The organism is Bordetella genomosp. 4 (assembly GCF_002261185.1).
Classification (GTDB): domain Bacteria; phylum Pseudomonadota; class Gammaproteobacteria; order Burkholderiales; family Burkholderiaceae_B; genus Bordetella_A.
In genome coordinates, this window is the sequence record NZ_NEVQ01000001.1 from 208,277 (window position 1) to 227,309 (window position 19,033).

The following is a 19,033-nucleotide window of genomic DNA, read 5'->3' on the forward strand; positions in this document are numbered from 1 at the left end:
AAACTGCTTACATTCGTTGCGGGGCCGACACGCCCAGCAGCGCCAGACCGTTGGCCAGGACCTGCCGGGTGGTGGCGGCCAGACGCAGACGGGCTAATTTGAGAGACTCATCGTCGACCAGCACACGTTCGGCGTTATACCAGGCGTGGAAGTCAGAGGCACAATCACGCAGCCAGAACGCGATGTGATGGGGCGAGAGCTCCTGTGCAGCGAGCGCCACGACCTGGGGGAACCCGGCCAGACGTTGCATCAGCGCGAACTCCGAGGGCGCGTTCAGCAGCGCCACGTCAGCCTGCGCGATCTTGGCGTCGTCGGCGCCCGCGTTCGCGATCATCGAGCAGATACGGGCGTGGGCGTACTGGATGTAGTACACGGGGTTTTCGTCGCTCTTGGACAGCGCCAGATCGATATCGAACACGAATTCGGTATCGGCCCGGCGCTGGATCAGGAAATAGCGCACCGCATCGCGGCCCACCCAGTCGATCAGATCGCGCAGGGTGACATAGCTGCCGGCGCGCTTGGAGATCTTGACTTCTTCGCCGCCACGCATGACTTTGACCATCTTGTGCAGCACATATGATGGGTAGTCTTTCGGGATGCCTTCTTCGAGGCCCTGCAGGCCGGCGCGCACGCGCGCTACCGTGCCGTGGTGGTCGCTGCCCTGAATGTTGACGGCGCGATGAAAACCGCGTTCCCATTTGGCCTTGTGATAGGCCACGTCGGGGACAAAGTACGTATAGCCGCCTTCGCTCTTGCGCATGACGCGGTCTTTGTCGTCGCCCGTGCCCAGCTCGGTCGTACGCAGCCACAGTGCGCCGCCTTCTTCGTAGGTATGGCCCTTGGCGATCAGGGCCTGGACGGTCTGCTCGACCCGGCCCGACGTGTACAGCGAGCTTTCGAGATAGTAGTTGTCGAAAGCCAGGCCGAACGCTTGCAGATCCAAATCCTGTTCGCGGCGCAGGTACGCAACGGCGAACACGCGGATGTCATCGAGGTTGTCGACCTTGCCCGTGGCGGTGATTGCCTGGCCGTCGGCGGTCACCGTTTTGCCGGCGACGAAATCCTGGGCGATCTCGACGATATAGTCGCCCTTGTAGCCGTCGGCGGGGTAGTCGGGCGAGTCGGGGGCGATGCCGCGGGCGCGCGCCTGCACGCTGATGGCCAGGTTCTGGATCTGGTTGCCGGCGTCGTTGTAGTAAAACTCGCGCGTGACGTCCAGGCCGGTGGCTTCGTACAAGCGGCAAATGGCGTCGCCCAGCGCTGCCTGGCGAGCGTGGCCGACGTGCAGGGGGCCTGTCGGGTTGGCCGAGACAAACTCGACCAGGACTTTTTCGCCATTGCGAGGGGCGCGGCCAAAGGCCTCGCCTTGCTCGGCTACTGCCTGGATCACGGCCTGCCGGGCGGCCGCGGTGATGCGGAAATTGATGAACCCGGGACCTGCGATCTCGGCGCTCTCGATGAGCGCCCGAGCCGGGGTCTCCGCCATCAGGGCATCGACGATACCCTGAGCCAATTCGCGCGGATTACGGCGGGCGGGCTTGGCCAGCTGCATGGCGACGTTGGTCGCGACATCACCGTGCGCGGCGACTTTGGGACGCTCCAGCAGCACCTGGGCCTGGGCATCGGGCAGGCAGCGCGCGACAGCAGCCTGAATCAGCGAAATGAGTTGTTGTTGTTGCTCAGGGAGCATGAGAGAAATCAGAAGAAAGTTTTAAGTATCAGTGACGAGATGCCCGCCAACACCAAGCCGGATGCCCATTTCAGAAAGGTCACATCGGCCTTGAGTGCCGCCAGTTCGATTTTTATGCCAGTTACATTGCTGGATAAATCTTCCTTGGTGACAATTTGGGCAAGATCGGCTTGAGTGATCAGGCGCGTATCGATAAGGCGCGCCTGCTCGTCGGCCAAAACTTCAGCCTGCCCGATGGGCATACCTTCGGCGGTCAGTCGTTTGACGAAATTATGCGTATCAAAAACCATGGCATTCACGGGAATTTCCTAGATCATAGCGTGATTTGGCTGGATTTCCCTTGTAACGGCAATGTAGCGGTCTGTCTTGCCCTCAGGCTCAAGGGGGGAAATCCGTACTATGTATCTTGCCAGTGGCAGTGTGCGCCACATTGCGGTAGTGTATGGAAATGTCCATTGTGGAAGTCCGCAACATGCTGATCAAATTCAAATCCAAAACCGTCGCTGAAGTCTTGATGTTGTCGCCTAATGCCGCGCCATTGTTGCGTGCCGCAGGCAAGTCGATTGGCGATCAGGTTCCCGAGCGTGGTGTGTTTACGGTCGAGCAGTTGCCTGCCGCCATTGCGGGTATCGAGGCGGCCATCAAGGCCGAGGAGCGCGTTCACCCGTCAAAGGCGAACGACGCTGACGAAGACGAGGAAAAATCCGTGCCCGCCATGGCTCAGCACGTGGAATTGCACCAACGGGCGTTTCCCCTGGTGGACATGATGCGCCGTTCGCTGGCCGATGGCGAGGATGTCACCTGGGAAGCCACCAAGGGCTGGTAAGGGACGGATGGGAGGCGCCATGCGCAGCGATGTGACAGTCATATTCGATACCCGTCGTACGGCCAATTTGTCCGTCGATGTCGAGCCCTCTGCGCAAGCCGCCAGCGACGCGCGCGATTGGTTCGAGGCGGCCTGGGATACGCTCGGGTGCGAACCATTGCGCCCCAGCGGCAAGGTGCTGCTGCTGGACAAGATCATGGGCGTGGCCGATGCCCTGGGGTATGAAATCCTGACCTCTGACGCCAAGGAAAGCCAGGAATTCGCCCAGCATGCCGCGCTGGCCCTGGACAAGCCGCGCATCATTGTGGACCTGCCGGGTCTGTCGGTCGGCTATTAATGGTCTCGGTGGCCGAGTTGGCTTCGTTAGCGCGCTAACGGATCCCTGCCCGCATGAACGACTGCACGAATTGCCGCTGGAATAGCAGAAACGCGATCAGCAGGGGCGCGGCAGACAGCAAGGTCGCAGCCGTGATCACGGACCAGTCGATGCCCTGGTCCGTCGACGAAAACACCTGCAGTCCGACCGTCAGGGGCCGCGACTCTACCGAGTTGGTGATGATCAACGGCCACAGGAAATTATTCCAGTGGTGGCTGACCGACACCAGCCCATACGCGACATAAATCGGCTTGGCGAGGGGTACATAGACCTTCATCAGGATCTGCAGTGGTCCGGCGCCCTCTACACGCGCAGCCTCTTCCAGCTCGCGCGGCACGGTCTTGAACGTCTGCCGCAGCAAAAAGATGCCGAACGCCGAGGCAAAATACGGCAAGCCCACGGCGAATACCGTGTCGCGCACGCCCAACAGGCTCATGGAGCGATAGTTTTCCACCAGCAACACATCGGGCATGATCATCAGTTGCAACAGCACCAGCATGAACGCCACGTCGCGGCCACGGAACTCAAAGCGCGCAAAGGCATAGCCGGCCAATGTGGACAACACTAGCTGCGCCGCCAACACCATCGTGACCAACAAAAAAGTATTCAGGAAGTACCTTGGAAACGGTGCGGCATGCCAGGCGCGGCTGAAGTTTTCCAGCGTCAACGGCGCCAGCAGATCGAAACGGGTGGCATAGGCGGGCGGATGAAACGCTGCCCAGACGGCGTAAGCCAGCGGCAAGATCCACAGCAAGCCCAGCAGCCAGGCACCTAGAGTGTCGAGTTTGTGGGTCATTGGTAGTGCGTCTTTCTATCGAGCCAGCGGAACTTCACCAGCGCGGTGATGGCCAGGATCAGCAACAACACGACGGTCAACGTGGCGGCATACGACGTGTCCCAGAAACTGAAACCCACTTGGTAGATGTAGTACAGCAACAAGGTGCTGGCGTTATCGGGGCCGCCTCGTGTCATGACGACCACATGATCCACCAGCCGGAATGCGTTGATCAGCGCATTGACCAGCACGAATAGCGTTGTGGGCATCAGCAGCGGCCACAGCACGCGGCGGAAATATTGCCAACGCGATGCGCCCTCCAGCAGCGCCGCTTCGCGCAGCGACGGCGATACCGTCTGCAATGCGGCCAGATAAAAAATCATGAAAAAGCCGGCTTCTTTCCAGATCGTCACGACCATCAAGGCCGGCAGCGCGGTATCGCGGCTGCCCAGCCAGTTCGGGCTGGACATGCCAAACATCTGCAGTACCTGCGCGATCAGTCCGTATTGCGGGGTGTAGAAAAACAACCAGATATTGGCCACGGCCACCATAGGCAGGACCGTGGGCGTGAAATACGCCATGCGCAGAAAACCACGCCCCGCCAGATTGCGATTGACCCACAAGGCCATGATGAGCGCGATCGCGATCGATGTGGGAATCGTACCCAAGGCAAACCACAAGTTGTTCCACAGCGATTGCCAGAACACCGGATCATCACGCATCAGCGCGTAGTTCTCGAGCCCCACGAAGCGCGCAGGACGGTTGCCCCGCGGGGTCGAGAAAAAGCTGTGCCACAACGTGGCCAGCGCAGGATAGTGCGTGAACGCGGCCAGCAATACGATCGCCGGCAATAACAGCAGCCAACCGTAGACAGCCTGCATGGACTTGTTCATCGCACAGCGCCTTTAACGATAGCTGCGCAGCACGCGATCGGCTTCCCGTTGAGCGTCGCCGAGCGCTTGCTCAGGAGTCTTGGAGCCCGTCAGCATGGCTTGCAGCGCATCGTTCAGCGTCTTGGTCACGCGCTGATTGTCGTGCGTGGAGAACTCCGCCACGCTGACATCCAGCTGGTCACGCGCGACCGTTGCGGCGGGGACTTCCTCGGCGTACTTTTTCATCTTGTCGGTGGCCCAGGCGGCAGGCGTGACGGCAACGTAGCCCGTTGCAATACTCCAGTCCGCAGCCCGTTCCGGCGTCGTGGCCCATTGCGCGAACTTCAGCGCCGCGGCCTGTTGTTCCGGCGTGCCGCTCTTGAACACATAGAAATTGCCGCCGCCCGTCGGGCTGCCGCCGCGCTTGGCCTTGGGCATCATGGCGACACCGAACGGAAAGCTCGCGTTCTTGCGGATGTTGGTCAGGTTGCCTGTGGTGGTCCAGACAATGGCCGCCTTCTTTTCCAGAAAATCTTTAGGGGTGGTGCCCCAATCGATCGTGCCGCGCGGCATGACGCCGTGCTTGGCCGACAAGTCATTCCAGAACTTGGCCGCTTCGATGACGCCGGGTTTGTCCAGATAGACTTCGTTGCCCGCTTCATTCATCAAGATGGCATCGTTGGGCGTGGTCAATGCCTGGAACAGCCAATATGCAAAGGCACCTCCCGACGGGATTTTCAGGCCCCACTGCGTGACGTTGCCGGAGGCGTCTTTCTTGGTCAGCTTCTTGCTGTATTCAACCAACTCGTCCCAGGTCGCGGGCGCGCGTTCAGGATCCAGGCCTGCTTCCTTGAACAGATCCTTGTTGTAGTACATCACGATGGTCGAGCGCTGAAACGGTACGCCCCACACATGACCGCCGGTGCGGCTGTTTTGCATGAACGCATCGTAGAAACTGCCCAGCCATTTTTTGTCGGCGTCGGATTTTGCGAGGCCGTCGATGGGCACAATGGCGTCTTCATCGATCAACGTGAACATGTCGGTCGATAACAGCACCGCCAGTTGCGGGGGCGTGCCGCCCTTGAGCGCCGTCAGCGCCTTGGCGATCGAGTCCTGATACGAGCCCGCGTAGATAGGCTTGATGTCGATGTCAGGATTTTCTTTTTCGAATGCGGCCACCATGTCGTCAACGATCTTGGTGATCGGACCGCCGACGGCAACGGGGTAATAGAACTCGACTTCGACAGATTTCGCTTGCGCGTAAATAGGCAGTGACAGAACGGCGCCAGCCAGACCGGCTGCTAGGGCTTTGAGAGCGGTGCGTCGCATGATGGCTTTCCTAAAGGGATGGAGAGTCGGCGCCTGAGCGCCCATAGGGGGAAACCGCCGCCGCGTCGGCGGCAAAAAAATGCTGGTGCTCGGGTTGCCATGTCAGTTTCACGGCGTCGCCGGCCGTCGCGCGCAAATGCCCTGGCGCACGTACGGCAATGCCGCTACAAGTACCGATCCGGCACACCACAATGGAGTCTGCGCCAAAATATTCGACGCTTTCGACGACAGCCGGACGGCCATCGCCGTCAATCCGAATATGTTCCGGCCGAACGCCTAGACGCTTTGCTTGAACAGGGGCTGCGATGACCGGCAGGCTTTCTGTGCCGGCGATGCCGAGGCCGTTCCCTTGTGCGGACAAGTCCATCAGGTTCATCGGCGGCGTGCCGATAAAACGTGCCGCAAACTCGGTGGCAGGCCGTGCGTACAGGCCATCAGGCGTGTCGCGTTGCTCGATGCGTCCATCACGCAGCAACACGACCTGATCGGCCATGCTCATGGCCTCGGTCTGATCATGCGTGACATATACCATGGTGATCCCGAGCGACTGTTGCAAGGCGCGGATCTCGCGCCGCATGTCATGGCGCAACTGTGCATCCAGATTCGAAAGCGGTTCGTCCATCAGGCATACCGGCGCCTCTGAAATGACTGCACGCCCTAATGCCACCCGTTGTTGTTGTCCACCAGACAACTGCGAGGGCTTGCGATCCAGCAAAGCCGTCAAACCCAATAAATCCGCTACGCGCTTGAGCCGGCGAGGATAGTCGGCAGACGGCTCTTTGCGGACCTTCAGGCCGAACAGAATATTCTCGCGCACCGATAGATGCGGGAATAGCGCATACGACTGGAACACCATCGAGATGCGTCGCTGCGATGGCGGCAGATGCGTGACATCGCGATCGCCGATACGAATGTGGCCTGACGTCGGCGTGTCCAGTCCTGCGATCATGCGCAGCGTGGTTGATTTGCCGCAACCCGATGGTCCCAACAGCACCGTAAAACTACCAGCCGGCGCAGTGAAACTGACTCCCTGGATGGCAGCCGCATCGCCGTACTGTTTGGTCAGGTCTTCCAGGATGAGCATGGACATAATGATCGTTGGGTGGAATCGGATCTGTGTGCGGCGGTGTGGACCCCTGAGGGCGCGAGCCTCTTATTCTGGAGGTAAATGAAATCCTTTTCATTCTGCGGTGCAAACATGACGTGGCCATGTCAGGTCCGCTGCCCTGCAGCACGCGTTACTCATCGATCAGGACGCCGCCCTCTTCGTGAAACGGATAAGGTCCGGGATAGTCGCCGATGTAGGCGTGGTGCGTGACGAGGACGCCATTGCGCCATTCATGTAGGTGAAAACCCGGTGGTTCCATGACAAAGGCCGAGGGTCCATCCGGCCTCAGATCCAGCGCCACCTGATGCGCCGGACTTGGGCACGTCGAAGCGATCGTGCCGCCAAAACGTTGAAAAATGGTGCGGTGCAGATGGCCGCACAGAATGCGTTCCACGTTGGGATGCGAGGCGACGATCTGCTCCAGCTCGGGCGCACCCGCGAGCAGGCCAATTGCATCCATGTGAGCAATGCCGGTAACGAATGGCGGATGATGCATGGCAATTGCGGTGGGCCGGCCCGGTTGTTCCGCGAGGCGTTCGCGCAGCCAATCCAGCCGCTGCGAACACAAGGTGCCGTGGCTTTGCATCGGCACGACCGTGTCCAGCATCAACAGGCGCAGAGGATGATCCTCGACTGCGTATTGAACAAAACCATTTGCGCCCTGCAGATAGGTATGCGTGGGAAAGGCCGCCAATAGCGCTTCGCGCGCATCGTGATTGCCGGGCATCAGAAAATACGGTGTATGCAAAGCATCCAGCATGTTTTTCAAATGGGCGTATTCCTGCGGCCGGCCGAAATCCGTGAGATCGCCACTGATGATGACCAGATCCGGCGCGGGATCGAGACGGTTCAATGCTTCGATGGCAGGCGGCAGATAGCGATCGGTTTCGACCACGCGATAGGCCTTCTGGCCCGGCATGCGGATATGCAAATCAGTAATCTGTGCGATGAGCATGATGAGTCTGTAGGTGAGAGTCGTTAAATATGGCGAGCGGCAGGCGACGCAATTGCGGCTCGCGCCAACACAATGCTGACATGATCGCCTGCGGCATGCTGACTATGCGCCGGAGCAACCACCGGAAATCGCTGACCGTCGTCCAGGCCGATTTCGTAGCGTACTGAACTGCCGAGAAAAAAACGTGCCAGCACACGGCCTGTCAATGCGCTGTCGCGAGGTGCCTCGAGCTGCGCCTCATGAGGACGAAACGCGACCGCATCATCACCGGCGATCAACCTGCCGTCATGCAGCCTCGCACGGACGCGACACAGGGTACCGAGAAACTCGGCAACGAAATCGCTGGCCGGCTCTTGATACAGGGTTTCTGCGGTTCCGACTTGTTCTAGATGTCCTGCAGACATGACGGCAATACGGTCACCCAACATCATCGCTTCGTCCTGGTCGTGCGTGACGATGACCGTCGTGATGTGCAACTCGCGGAGCATCTGCGCCAACTCCACGCGCAAGTGTTCGCGCAGTTTTGCGTCCAGCGCTGTCAGCGGCTCGTCGAGCAACAGCACACGCGGTTCGATAGCCAGGGCACGGGCCAGGGCCACGCGTTGACGTTGTCCGCCGGACAACTGATCGATACGCCGGTCGGCATAGGCCTCCAGGCGCACCAGCGCCAGCAGTTCACGTGCGCGCTGTTCTCGCGTGCCAGCATGGACATTGCGCACGCGCAAACCATAAGCCACGTTCTGCACGACGGTCATGTTGGGAAACAACGCATAGTTCTGGAACACCACGCCCACACCTCTGTCTTCCGGCGAGAGCTGTGATACCTCGTCATTGCCGAAACGAATCGACGCACCGGCATCGGCCTGCTCCAGGCCGCAGATCAGGCGCAGCAAGGTTGTCTTGCCACAGCCCGATGGGCCGAGTAATGCCAGCGTTTCACCGCCCTGCACGTGCAGATCAATAGGATGCAGGGCTCGCGTTCCGTCTGGCCAAGTCTTGGCGCAGCCGCTTAGCGTAATGGCGATGGGGTCCGTCATGATGAAGAAGTCCGGATAACAGGTGTTTGGGCGGAGCGATCGCCGCGGGCGGCCAGCCATTGCAGACCTACCAGTAGCGGGATCAACATCAACAGAAAGACCAGGGTGTATGCTGATGCGATTTCCAATCGCATCGAGGCATAGCTGTCGGCCAGGCCGACGGGCAAGGTCTTGGTCAATGGTGTGTGCAACAGCCACGTCAAATTGAATTCGCCGATCGACAAGGTCAGCACGGTCAATGCGCCTGTGACAATGCCTGGTGCGGCGTTAGGCACGACAATGTGCAAAAAACGCTGCATACGTGTTGCGCCCAACGTCGAGGCGGCTTCGTCCAGTGTTGCCAAGTCAGCGCCCTGCATGCTGGCGCGCGCAGCACGCACCATGAATGGCAGTGTGAACAACACATGTCCGATCACGATGAACCAGATACTGCCACGCAGCCCGCTGACCGTGCCCCATGAGACGATCAACGCCAGCGCTGACGCCAGGCCTGGGACCGCAACGGGCAGGGTCAACAGTTCTTCCAATGCGCGAGCCAGGCGGCCGCGATGCAGCGTGAGCACCCACGCTGCAGGGACACCGACCAGCGTGCAAATTGCCAAGGTCAACAACGCGACGGCAAACGAACGCCAGATCGTATCGGCATAGAGTTCCCAGACCTCTGCGACCCAGCGCAAAGTCAGCCCGCTGGAAAGCCCCACAAAATAATTGTTGGTGAGGCCGGCCAAGACGGACAGCACTACTGGGCCGATCAAGAATGCCGCGACAGCCAGTGTGACGGTCAGTCCCAAGCGCGTATCAAATTTGGAAGCATGCATCATGGACCTCATCACGCGGCCGCACCTGCACGGGCGCCCGCCAGGCTATGAGCGAGATATAACACCGCCCATGTGGCCAGGCCCAGCACAATAGACAGTGCTGCGGCGACCGGGATGTTCGCGTAGTTGGTGAACTCGTTATAGATGGTGATAGGCAGCACGTCGATCTGCGTTGCCAATGTGAATGCCGTACCGAATGCGCCCATGCTGGTCGCAAAACTCATCGCGCCTGCGCCGATCAAGGCAGGCGTCAGTGCCGGCAATTCAATATCCATGAAGCGGCGCCACGGGCTCGCGCCCAATGTCCGTGCAGCCTCGAGCAAGCTCTGATCAATTTGCTCGGCCGCCGCCGTCAGCACACCGACGCAACGCGGCAGCGAAAAATACAGATAACCCAAAAACAATCCCGCCATGCCATAGGCAAACACCACGGTATCGCCAGTGAGCCATTTCGTGAGCGCACCGATGATGCCCTGACGTCCCGCGAGCAAGATAATCAGGAAGCCGACGACGACACCCGGAAAGGCCAATGGAAACATCAGCAAGGAAATCAGCAGGCGGCGTCCCACAAAGTGCCGATGTCGGGCGAGAAAGCGGCCCACAGGCAACGCCACCAGCAGCGTTGCCAACGTCGCGGCCAATGACAGCGCGACGGTATTGAACAAACTGATCCAATACTGCGTGCCCGTCAGCACCGTCCAATAGGCCGATTGTCCGTTACGGCTTTCTGCGCCTGCCAGCGCCAACCCTGCCATGGGCAGCAGCCAGAACGCCAGGAATAGCGTCGCGGCAGGCGCCGCAAACCAAATCCATCCGCGGCGTCCCATTTCAATGCACTCCGAGGACAATGCCAACACGCACGCAGAACATCAGTTCACCTCTTTAGCGTACCGCTGCGAGAACGCACGCTGGCCCTCGGCCATTTTGACGTAGTCCACCGTACCGGCGCGGGCATACTCTGCCTCGGGCAAGAACTTTTTCTGCGCTTCGGCTGACATGGCTTCCGGTCGCACGGGACGCAGGAATGCATTGGCCCAGATGGCTTGGCCTGCATCCGACAACGTAAAGTCCAGCACTTTCTTGCCATTGTCGGCATGCGGTGCATTGGCCACCAGGCTCATAACGTAAGGCACTGCGATCGTTCCTTCGGCCGGAATCACGAACTCGACGTTGCTGTGGTCCTTATACTTGGCCCGATACGCATTGAAATCGTAGTCGATCAAAATCGGAATTTCGCCCGACAAGACGCGTGCGTAAGCGGTCTGTTTGGGAACGATGGGCTGATTGGCCTTCATGTCTTTGAACCACTTGAGCGCCGGGTCAAAGTTATCCGGTGTGCCTCCCAGCGCGCGGTTGATGGCGACGGCGCCCACATAGCCGACAAAGGCCGAAGCCGGATCCAGATAACCGACCATGCCTTTGTACTCAGGCTTGAGCAGATCGGCCCAAGAGCGCGGAACAGGCTTGCCATCGAGTGCGTCGACGTTGACCATCAGGCCCAACGTGCCCGAATGAATGGCAAACCATTTGCCGTCGGGATCTTTCATGCCTGCGGGAATCTGGTCCCAGTGTTGCGGTTTATAGTTTTGTACCAACCCGTCTTGCGCGGCCTGGATGCCGAACGTGACGCCGTAGTACACGACATCTGCCACGGGGTTGCCTTTTTCCGCCGCGATAGAGGCTAGCGATTGTCCCGAGTTTTTGTTGTCTGCCGGCACCGTGATACCGGTGGCTTTCTTGATGGCTTGGAGCTGTGTGCCCCAATCCGCCCACTCTGGCGGACAGTTGTAGCAGATCGCATTTTGCGCGTAGGCAGATGCGCCTGTCAGAGAAAGCGCCAATGTGGCGGCGCGTAACACGCATTGGACGAGGGATTTCATGTCGAACGTTTCCTTGGCGAAGGGAGAAAAGAATGAGCTGCAGCGCTTGCTGCGGCGTGGCGACGCAGCCCTTCATGACGGCGATCGGTGATGCATAACGCAGTTGCCGTGCCACCGTCGGAAATACGATGTGGCAGCCGGACTGATGAGGGTTTGTCCCCCTTCAGGCAGCCCAGTAATAAGGCGCATGCTGTCGCGCCGATTTCGCGGCTCGGTTGTGCCACTGTGGTCAGTGCCGGGACCATGAGCGCGCCAATGCTTGCACCGTCGAACCCGCAGACAGCGACGTCATCGGGTACGCGTATGCCCAGCGAGGCCAGTTGCGCGATGACGGAAACGGCCAGCAGATCGTTAGAGCAAAACAGTGCACTGGGGGCATCAGACTGCGCCAGCATGTCACGCAGCATGGGCGCGCTGGACTCGGTGTGCGCCGGCATGACCCAGTGCGCAATCGGTGGCAAGCCCGCCGTTCTCGCATAGCTCTGCGCGCCTTGCAGGCGGCGCCGCGCGCGATCCGACGCAGTCAATGGGCCACTGACAAAGGCAATGCGCCGATGGCCCAGCGCGCACAGGCGCGACACCATGTCGTGCGCGGCGGCCTTGTTGTCAACCGAGACAAAAGGGTGCGAGTTGGATTCGTTATAGGCCAGGATGTGCGGCATGCCCGCTTCATCCAATGCGCGCAAGGTCGCATTGCGCGACGGATTGCCCACTGTCAGGATCAAGCCATCGATCTGATGATCGATCAAGGCCTGCACGCATTCCGACTCTACCGAGGGGTCGTAGCTCGTGATTCCCATCATGACGCTATAACCCGCCCTGCGTGCATATTGTTCAGCGCCCTCGAAACAATCCGCGAATACCGGATTGGCCAGCGTAGGCAGCAACAGACCGATGGTACGCGTACGGCCGGCGCGCAGACTGCGCCCTACCCGATTGGGGCGAAACCCGATGCGTTGCGCGACAGCGGCGATGTGTTCGCGTGTTTCGGGACGCAACAGTTCGGGTTGATTGAACGCACGCGAGACAGTCGCAGGGGATACGCCGGCCTGCTTGGCGATCTCCAGTATCGATGGTCGGTGCGGTATTTTTGCGGTCACGGCAGGCTCGGCAATGAAAACGATTTCATCTTAGGGGTAATACATGACAGCCAGATTTCACGAGATACGGTATCGTGCTTATATGGCAGTGCCAATGAAAATCGGTGTTGCGATGCGGCACAGGTTCATCACCAATACACCTTTTTGTTGTATGAACTTATAGAAAAACAGTTGTGCCGCAACGCAATACAGACGAGGTGCCTGTGCTACATCTGTAGGACGAAAAAAATCGAGGATCATCCCGGGGAAGGGACATGGGTGTGCAGCAAAAAAAAACAATTGAACTGAATCGCTTGAGTGCAACGCGGGCGGCGCAGCTATTGGCGCGTCGCGAGTTGAGCGCCGAGCAATTGCTACGGGCGTGTTTTGCGCGCATTGAACAGCGTGAGGGCGCTGTGCGAGCGTGGGCCGCCCTGGACAAGGAACTCGCGCTGACTCGCGCTCGCGAGTTGGATCGGGCGAGTACCCAAGGGGTTTTGCATGGTTTGCCGATCGGCGTGAAAGACATCTTTGCGACCAGCGATTTGCCGACGCGCTACGGGTCGCCCATCTATGAAAATCACCAGCCGTCCATGGACGCAGCGGTGGTCGCGTTGTGCCGCGAGGCGGGAGCAGTGGTGGCGGGTAAAACCGTAACGACGGAATTCGCCACGTTTCAACCGGGGCCGACGCGCAATCCTCACAACCAGGCATATAGTCCAGGCGGCTCGTCCAGCGGCTCTGCGGCCGCAGTGGCCGATCATATGGTGCCTCTGGCGTTGGGGACTCAGACAGCCGGTTCGATCATTCGCCCTGCCGCCTATTGTGGCGTTGTCGGATACAAACCTTCCTTTGGCCGGAGTCAACGCGCGGGTTTAAAGACCATCGCCGATTCATTGGACACCATAGGCGGGTTCGCACGCTCCGTTGACGATGTGGCGCTGCTCGCCTCGGTGCTGATGCGTGATCGCGAGTTGCGTGAGCTCGATTACGATGCCAAACCCCGTATTGGCATGTACCGCACCTCGCAATGGCGGCATACAGATCATGCCACGCGCGATGCCTATGCCCAGGCTGCGAGCGTGCTCTCGCGTGCGGGCGCACAGGTCGATGAGGTGGAGTTACCGCCGGTACTGTGTTCCCTGGTTCAGGTGCATGCCGATATCATGGGCTTTGAGATGGCGCAGTCGCTGACTTTCGAGCGCACGCGTCATCGAGCCGGCCTGAGCAGCTCGCTACAGGCTTTGTTGGATGCAGGGTCCCAGATCACTGCAGAGGAGCATCGCGCCAATCTGGTTCGCGTCGAAGAAGGTCGCCAGCGTGCGCACAGCTGGTTTGAGCAGTACGACGTCGTGTTGGCGCCCAGCGCCAGCGGTGAGGCACCTTTTTTTGACCAAGGTACGGGCGATCCTTTGTTCTGCCGCGTGTGGACGCTGTTCGGTGCACCTTGCGTGCATCTGCCGTTCTACACGGGGCCTCAGGGTCTGCCTGTGGGCTTGCAGGTGGTTGGGCGCAGCGGCGACGATCGGCGTACGCTGGCCATCGCCCGGTGGCTTTTGAATGTGCTGCGTCCCGGCGAGGGGGACTGATCAGCTCCATAGCATGGACTGTTGGCATGACCGCGTGCGCTGCGGTTCCATGGTTACCGCGTGGAACCCAAGCTAAAAGGCCTGAGTCCGATGCTGAATCGGACTCAGGCCTTTTCAATTGAGCCCGGCTTTTTAACTTCAACTTCCTTGTGGGCAGTTCAAGTAGACGGGTTTTTCATGGGCGCCAAGGGCTGCGGATCACGCAGCCTGGGCCGACTCGCTTTCGATTTGCGTCGCAGCACCATTGGCCAAATGACGGTTGACTGCGCTGAGCACGGCGCGGAACGACGCGGTGACGATATCGCGATCGATCCCGACACCGAATCCGGTTGCGGAGTCTCCGACTCGCAATTCAACATAGCTGGCCGCGCGGGTATCCGTGCCGGTGCCGATGGCATGCTCGTGGTAATCCATGATGCGCACGGGAATATCCAACGCGTTCACAAAGGCCGAGATGGCGCCATCGCCCGAGCCCGTGACGATGCGACGTTCGCCGTTATAGTCCAGCTCAACCTGGATATTGAATTGCTTGCCTTCACCGGCCGACGGATCGCCCTCGATGCGGTGACGCACCAATTTCCACGGCGTATGTTGTTCCAGGTACTCGCTGCTGAAGATGGTGTGCACATCGTCAGCTGTGACTTCGCGGCCAGTTTCGTCGGTGACACGTTGGATGGCGCGGCTGAATTCGATTTGCAGGCGGCGCGGCAAGACCAGGCCATGTTCTTGTTCGAGCAGATACGAGACCCCGCCTTTGCCCGATTGGCTGTTGACGCGGATGACGGCGTCGTAGCTGCGGCCGAGGTCGGCCGGGTCGATAGGCAGATAGGGCACTTCCCAAACGGCATCGGCCTGCTGTTGCGCAAAGCCCTTTTTGATGGCGTCCTGGTGCGAGCCGGAGAAGGCCGTGAATACCAGGTCGCCGGCATAGGGATGGCGCGGGTGCACGGGCAACTGATTGCAGTACTCGGCACAACGGCGCACTTCATCGATATCGGAAAAATCCAGGCCCGGATGCACGCCTTGGGTGTAGAGATTCAGCGCGAGCGTGACCAGGTCCACGTTACCCGTACGCTCACCGCTGCCAAACAGGCAGCCCTCGATGCGATCGGCGCCGGCCATCACGGCGAACTCGGCGGCGGCAACCGCGGTGCCACGGTCATTATGGGGGTGCACGCTGACGATGATGCTGTCACGGCGAGCCAGGTTCTTGTGCATCCATTCGATCTGGTCGGCGTACAGATTCGGCGTCGTCGCCTCGATCGTTGCGGGCAGATTCAGCACCATTTTGTTCTGCGGCGTGGCGCCCCAGGTTTCGGCCACGGCGTTAGAGACTTCCAGTGCGAATTCAGGTTCGGTGGTGCTGAAAACTTCGGGCGAGTATTCGTAGCGCCATTGCGTCTCTGGAAACTTCGCCATGTGTTGCTTGATCAGCTGCGTACCGCTGATGGCGATCTGCTTGATCTCGTCTTTGCTCATATTGAAGACGATCTTGCGAAACGCCGGTGCGCACGCGTTGTACAGGTGCACCATGGCTTGCTTGGCGCCGGCGGCCGATTCGACCGTGCGGCTGATCAGGTCTTCGCGTGATTGGGTGAGCACGATGATAGTGACATCATCCGGAATGCGTTTTTCGTCGATCAGCTTGCGTACGAAATCGAAATCCGTTTGCGAGGCCGACGGAAAACCGACTTCGATTTCCTTGAAGCCGATCTTGACCAGCTGCTCAAAGAAACGCAGTTTGCGTTCGATGCTCATCGGCTCGATCAGCGACTGATTGCCGTCGCGCAAATCGGTGCTCATCCAGATGGGCGGCTGCGTGATGCGGCGGCTGGGCCAGGTGCGTTCGGAAAAGTCACGCGCGAACGGGGCAAACGGTACGTATTTGGTAGCGGGGTTGGCAAGCATCATTACACCTTGATCAGTGGTCCCGGGGGTGGCGGGATAAGTATTTCCGGTTTTTGTTACCGGCATGCTCTGTTCGGCTGGTCAGGGTTCTAGGCCTGGACCGTCAGTGGACCGTGGATGGGCCGACTGGAATCAATAAGTGAACAGAGAAAAAACTTGTGGCGTACGAGGCTGCCGAGCTACCACAGGCGCGAGGCCCGGCAACCGATCGGTAGGTGTAGCGATAGCGCGATGAGGGAAATACGAGCGCGCAGGCCGGCACCCGGTGCGCTGAAGCGTCCGGAGGCAATCGCGAGGGGGATTCGGATATCGGCCATAAGTCGCTAGTCAAACACATTTTTGACCAAGATGCAACGGACACGGGCGTAATGAGCTCAAAAAGACGCCCATACCGCGCCTGCAGCGCGCTCCGCAACCGGGCGACAGATTAGCCTCTTGGAATCGCCAGGAGCAGCCCACCCGGGTTGATCCCCACGGAGCCATCCTAGAAGCCCGGGCGAAAAAAATCGCCTCGAGAGGCGATTTTCCAAGATGTGGCGATGTCGCGTGCTACAGGTTGGGTTCGATGCGCCCTGAGGCCGGGCGCGTCTCGGTGGCCGCGGCTGGCGTCGTGAGGACGGCTGCCTGGGCGGGCGCGGTGGCGGGCGCGGCTGGCGTACGGGTGGCGGGCTGAGCACGGGTCGGCGCAGCGGCCTGACCGTCAAGAATGTTGCCTTGCTCTCGGACCAGATCGATCTTGTCGATGCGGCCGTGGCGCAATTCGATATGCGCCTGGCGCAAGTCGCCGAGGGTAAAGGGCTCTTCGCGGTTGCCCCAGACCCAGCGCAGGACGTTGGTGACCTCGTCGCAGAGCTGGGAAGCCAAGGCGGACAGATCCCTCGGAGCGACCGGTTTGGCACGCGCAGCGTCAATGTCCGAGGCGACCCAGGCGCGTACTGCAAAAAATACAATCAGCGACCAGATGACCACCACACCCCACCATAGATAGGGGTTGACGCGCGTCAGGAGGTCGATCGCCTGCTGGCCAAAAGCCTGCAGGCCCTCAAAGCTCAGGCTGCGGCCAAAATCCAGCAACCACGAGGCCACTAATAGCCATATGATGGCGGCGATGACCAGCACCACCCCCCGGACTATGAGTCGAGGCAGCGCTAATTTCAGCAGCGTTTGGCCGATCAGTCGGCGATCTTGGCGTATGCGTTCGGGCGAGGCGGCATTCATCATGCAAAATATTGTACCTATGACTCGGCCCGCATTAGAACTTCGTACCGGTCAACATTTGACGTTGACCCCTCAACTGCAGCAATCCATCCGATTGTTGCAGCTTTCGACGCTGGATCTGCAAGCCGAAATCTCGCAGGCCTTGGCCGATAACCCGATGCTCGAGCGCAGCGAAGAACGGCCTGAGGCCGAGCCGGAAGCGCCCGCGGAACGCGAAACGTCGATGGACGACGAATCCTTTCGCGATTCGGAACCCCGTACGGAAGAAATGCCCGGCTCGGGAGGTGTCTATCCGGATGATCGTTCCGACGGTCCGGACCGCGCGCGCAGCGACACTTTACGTGAGCACTTACTCTCACAATTGGGCCTGACACGCGCCGGAAGCCGTGATGCGGCATTGGTAGCTTTGCTGATCGATGAGCTTGATGAGAACGGTTATCTAGGCTCGTCGCTGGAAGAGATTCTCTCTTGGATCCCTCCTGAGGCCGAGGCGGATCTGGATGAGTTGCGAGCCGCGCTGACGTTGCTGCAATCCTTCGACCCGCCCGGGATCGGCGCGCGGGATATGGCAGAGTGTCTGGTGTTGCAATTACGCAACCCTGACCTGCAACATTTGCGCGAAGCGGCCGACCCGGCCGTCCTGGCCTGTGCTCGCCGGCTATGCGCCGAGCATCTGCCCTTGCTGGCCACCGGCAACGTGACGCGGCTGAGGGATGCTTTGCAATGCGACGAGGCGACGGCGCGCGCCGCCCATGCGCTGATTCGTAAACTGGACCCTCGTCCGGGACGCGCCTGGACCGTGCCTGCCGCGGATTATGCGGTGCCGGACGTGATTGTGCGCAAGGCGCGCCAGGGATGGCAGGTGGTACTCAATACCGCGGCTGTCCCGCGTTTGCAGGTCAATGCACTGTATGCCCAGTTGTTGGGCAATCAGCGTGAGGCCAGCCATGCAGGCCTGCATGCCCAGTTGCAGCAGGCGCGTTGGATGATCCGTAACGTGGAGCAGCGCTTTGACACCATCTTGCGTGTGGCGCAGGCCATCGTGGCGCATCAGACCGCTTTTTTCAGCGAGGGTCCAGCCGCGATGCGGCCGCTGATCCTGAAGGATATCGCCGCAGAGCTGGGCTTGCACGAGTCGACCATTTCACGGGCCACGACGCAGAAATACATGTTGACGCCGTTCGGGACCCTGGAGCTGAAGCATTTCTTTGGCACGGGGGTGGCGACTGACGGCGGCGAAGTGGCCTCGGCAACGGCTGTACAGGCCGTGATTCGCCAGATGGTGGCGGATGAGGACCGTGGCAAACCCTTGTCGGACAGCCAATTGACAAAGCGGCTCGCCGACCAGGGGATCGTGATCGCCCGCCGCACGGTGGCCAAATACCGCGAAGCCATGCGGATTGCGCCTGCCAGCCTGCGCAAAGCGCACGCGGCACGATAGGCCCGGCGCTCGGACGTTGCGACCCCGCAGGCCGTTTTCGAGCCAAGCCTGAATGGCGACAGTTTTGTCCCTATTTTCAACGACTTGGAGCAAGCGGATCACAATCTGATCCGCTTGCTTTTATGAGAATAA

The 19,033-nt window shown here is 60.0% G+C and carries 18 protein-coding genes; 4 read left to right on the forward strand and 14 right to left on the reverse strand.

What is annotated here, in order from left to right; all coding sequences use genetic code 11:
- Positions 1–7: 7 nt before the first annotated feature.
- Both argS and CAL20_RS00970 read right to left on the reverse strand, forming a co-directional pair.
- Complete coding sequence (argS, locus tag CAL20_RS00965) at positions 8–1,690, reverse strand: arginine--tRNA ligase (RefSeq protein ID WP_094824038.1); 1,683 nt, start codon at positions 1,688–1,690, stop codon at positions 8–10.
- Between the two features lie 8 nt (positions 1,691–1,698).
- Positions 1,699–1,989, reverse strand: coding sequence for a DUF1640 domain-containing protein (locus tag CAL20_RS00970; RefSeq protein WP_094824039.1), 291 nt, complete (start codon positions 1,987–1,989; stop codon positions 1,699–1,701).
- Between the two features lie 173 nt (positions 1,990–2,162).
- On the opposite strand from CAL20_RS00970, the gene CAL20_RS00975 reads away from it, so the two are divergent.
- Both CAL20_RS00975 and CAL20_RS00980 read left to right on the forward strand, forming a co-directional pair.
- On the forward strand, positions 2,163–2,516 hold the full coding sequence (locus CAL20_RS00975; protein ID WP_094837064.1) for a DUF1840 domain-containing protein: 354 nt from the start codon (positions 2,163–2,165) through the stop codon (positions 2,514–2,516).
- A gap of 19 nt (positions 2,517–2,535) precedes the next feature.
- Positions 2,536–2,853, forward strand: a complete 318-nt coding sequence (locus CAL20_RS00980) for a hypothetical protein (protein WP_094824279.1) — start codon at positions 2,536–2,538, stop codon at positions 2,851–2,853.
- A 34-nt stretch (positions 2,854–2,887) separates the two neighbouring features.
- Here the strand turns inward: CAL20_RS00980 and CAL20_RS00985 are convergent, their stop codons facing one another.
- The 10 genes from CAL20_RS00985 to CAL20_RS01030 form a co-directional block, all read right to left on the reverse strand.
- Positions 2,888–3,688, reverse strand: a complete 801-nt coding sequence (locus CAL20_RS00985; protein WP_094824040.1) for a carbohydrate ABC transporter permease — start codon at positions 3,686–3,688, stop codon at positions 2,888–2,890.
- Positions 3,685–4,548 (reverse strand): carbohydrate ABC transporter permease, encoded by an 864-nt coding sequence (locus tag CAL20_RS00990; protein ID WP_373558261.1) that lies wholly within the window; start codon positions 4,546–4,548, stop codon positions 3,685–3,687. Before CAL20_RS00990 ends, CAL20_RS00985 begins: the two co-directional genes overlap by 4 nt.
- 24 nt (positions 4,549–4,572) lie before the next feature.
- Positions 4,573–5,868, reverse strand: a complete 1,296-nt coding sequence (locus tag CAL20_RS00995) for an ABC transporter substrate-binding protein (RefSeq protein WP_094824042.1) — start codon at positions 5,866–5,868, stop codon at positions 4,573–4,575.
- A 10-nt stretch (positions 5,869–5,878) separates the two neighbouring features.
- Positions 5,879–6,958, reverse strand: coding sequence for an ABC transporter ATP-binding protein (locus CAL20_RS01000; protein WP_094824043.1), 1,080 nt, complete (start codon positions 6,956–6,958; stop codon positions 5,879–5,881).
- Between the two features lie 148 nt (positions 6,959–7,106).
- Entirely contained in the window at positions 7,107–7,931 is an 825-nt protein-coding gene (locus CAL20_RS01005) for a phosphodiesterase (RefSeq protein ID WP_094824044.1), read from the reverse strand.
- Between the two features lie 23 nt (positions 7,932–7,954).
- The gene (locus CAL20_RS01010; protein ID WP_094824045.1) at positions 7,955–8,968 is read right to left on the reverse strand and encodes an ABC transporter ATP-binding protein; all 1,014 of its coding nucleotides are present in this window, start codon (positions 8,966–8,968) and stop codon (positions 7,955–7,957) included.
- The gene (locus tag CAL20_RS01015; protein ID WP_373558262.1) at positions 8,965–9,786 is read right to left on the reverse strand and encodes an ABC transporter permease; all 822 of its coding nucleotides are present in this window, start codon (positions 9,784–9,786) and stop codon (positions 8,965–8,967) included. The genes CAL20_RS01010 and CAL20_RS01015 overlap by 4 nt, the downstream gene beginning before the upstream one ends.
- An 11-nt stretch (positions 9,787–9,797) precedes the next feature.
- A complete protein-coding gene (locus tag CAL20_RS01020) occupies positions 9,798–10,613 on the reverse strand; it encodes an ABC transporter permease (RefSeq protein WP_094836975.1) in 816 nt (271 codons plus the stop codon).
- Positions 10,614–10,655: 42 nt separating this feature from the next.
- Positions 10,656–11,666, reverse strand: a complete 1,011-nt coding sequence (locus tag CAL20_RS01025; RefSeq protein ID WP_094824048.1) for an ABC transporter substrate-binding protein — start codon at positions 11,664–11,666, stop codon at positions 10,656–10,658.
- Positions 11,663–12,766 carry a LacI family DNA-binding transcriptional regulator gene (locus CAL20_RS01030; protein ID WP_094824049.1) on the reverse strand — a complete coding sequence of 368 codons (1,104 nt, stop codon included), beginning with the start codon at positions 12,764–12,766 and terminating at the stop codon, positions 11,663–11,665. Before CAL20_RS01030 ends, CAL20_RS01025 begins: the two co-directional genes overlap by 4 nt.
- A gap of 278 nt (positions 12,767–13,044) precedes the next feature.
- Between CAL20_RS01030 and CAL20_RS01035 the strand changes: the two genes are divergently transcribed.
- Positions 13,045–14,334: an amidase gene (locus tag CAL20_RS01035; protein WP_176456644.1), complete on the forward strand. Its 1,290-nt coding sequence runs from the start codon at positions 13,045–13,047 to the stop codon at positions 14,332–14,334.
- 198 nt (positions 14,335–14,532) lie between these two features.
- Here CAL20_RS01035 and leuA read toward each other — a convergent pair whose 3' ends face one another.
- Both leuA and CAL20_RS01045 read right to left on the reverse strand, forming a co-directional pair.
- The gene (gene leuA / locus CAL20_RS01040) at positions 14,533–16,245 is read right to left on the reverse strand and encodes a 2-isopropylmalate synthase (protein WP_094824051.1); all 1,713 of its coding nucleotides are present in this window, start codon (positions 16,243–16,245) and stop codon (positions 14,533–14,535) included.
- A 546-nt stretch (positions 16,246–16,791) separates the two neighbouring features.
- Positions 16,792–17,463: a hypothetical protein gene (locus CAL20_RS01045; protein WP_254924448.1), complete on the reverse strand. Its 672-nt coding sequence runs from the start codon at positions 17,461–17,463 to the stop codon at positions 16,792–16,794.
- 16 nt (positions 17,464–17,479) lie between these two features.
- Between CAL20_RS01045 and rpoN the strand changes: the two genes are divergently transcribed.
- The gene (gene rpoN, locus CAL20_RS01050) at positions 17,480–18,901 is read left to right on the forward strand and encodes an RNA polymerase factor sigma-54 (RefSeq protein ID WP_440898669.1); all 1,422 of its coding nucleotides are present in this window, start codon (positions 17,480–17,482) and stop codon (positions 18,899–18,901) included.
- Positions 18,902–19,033 lie beyond the last annotated feature (132 nt).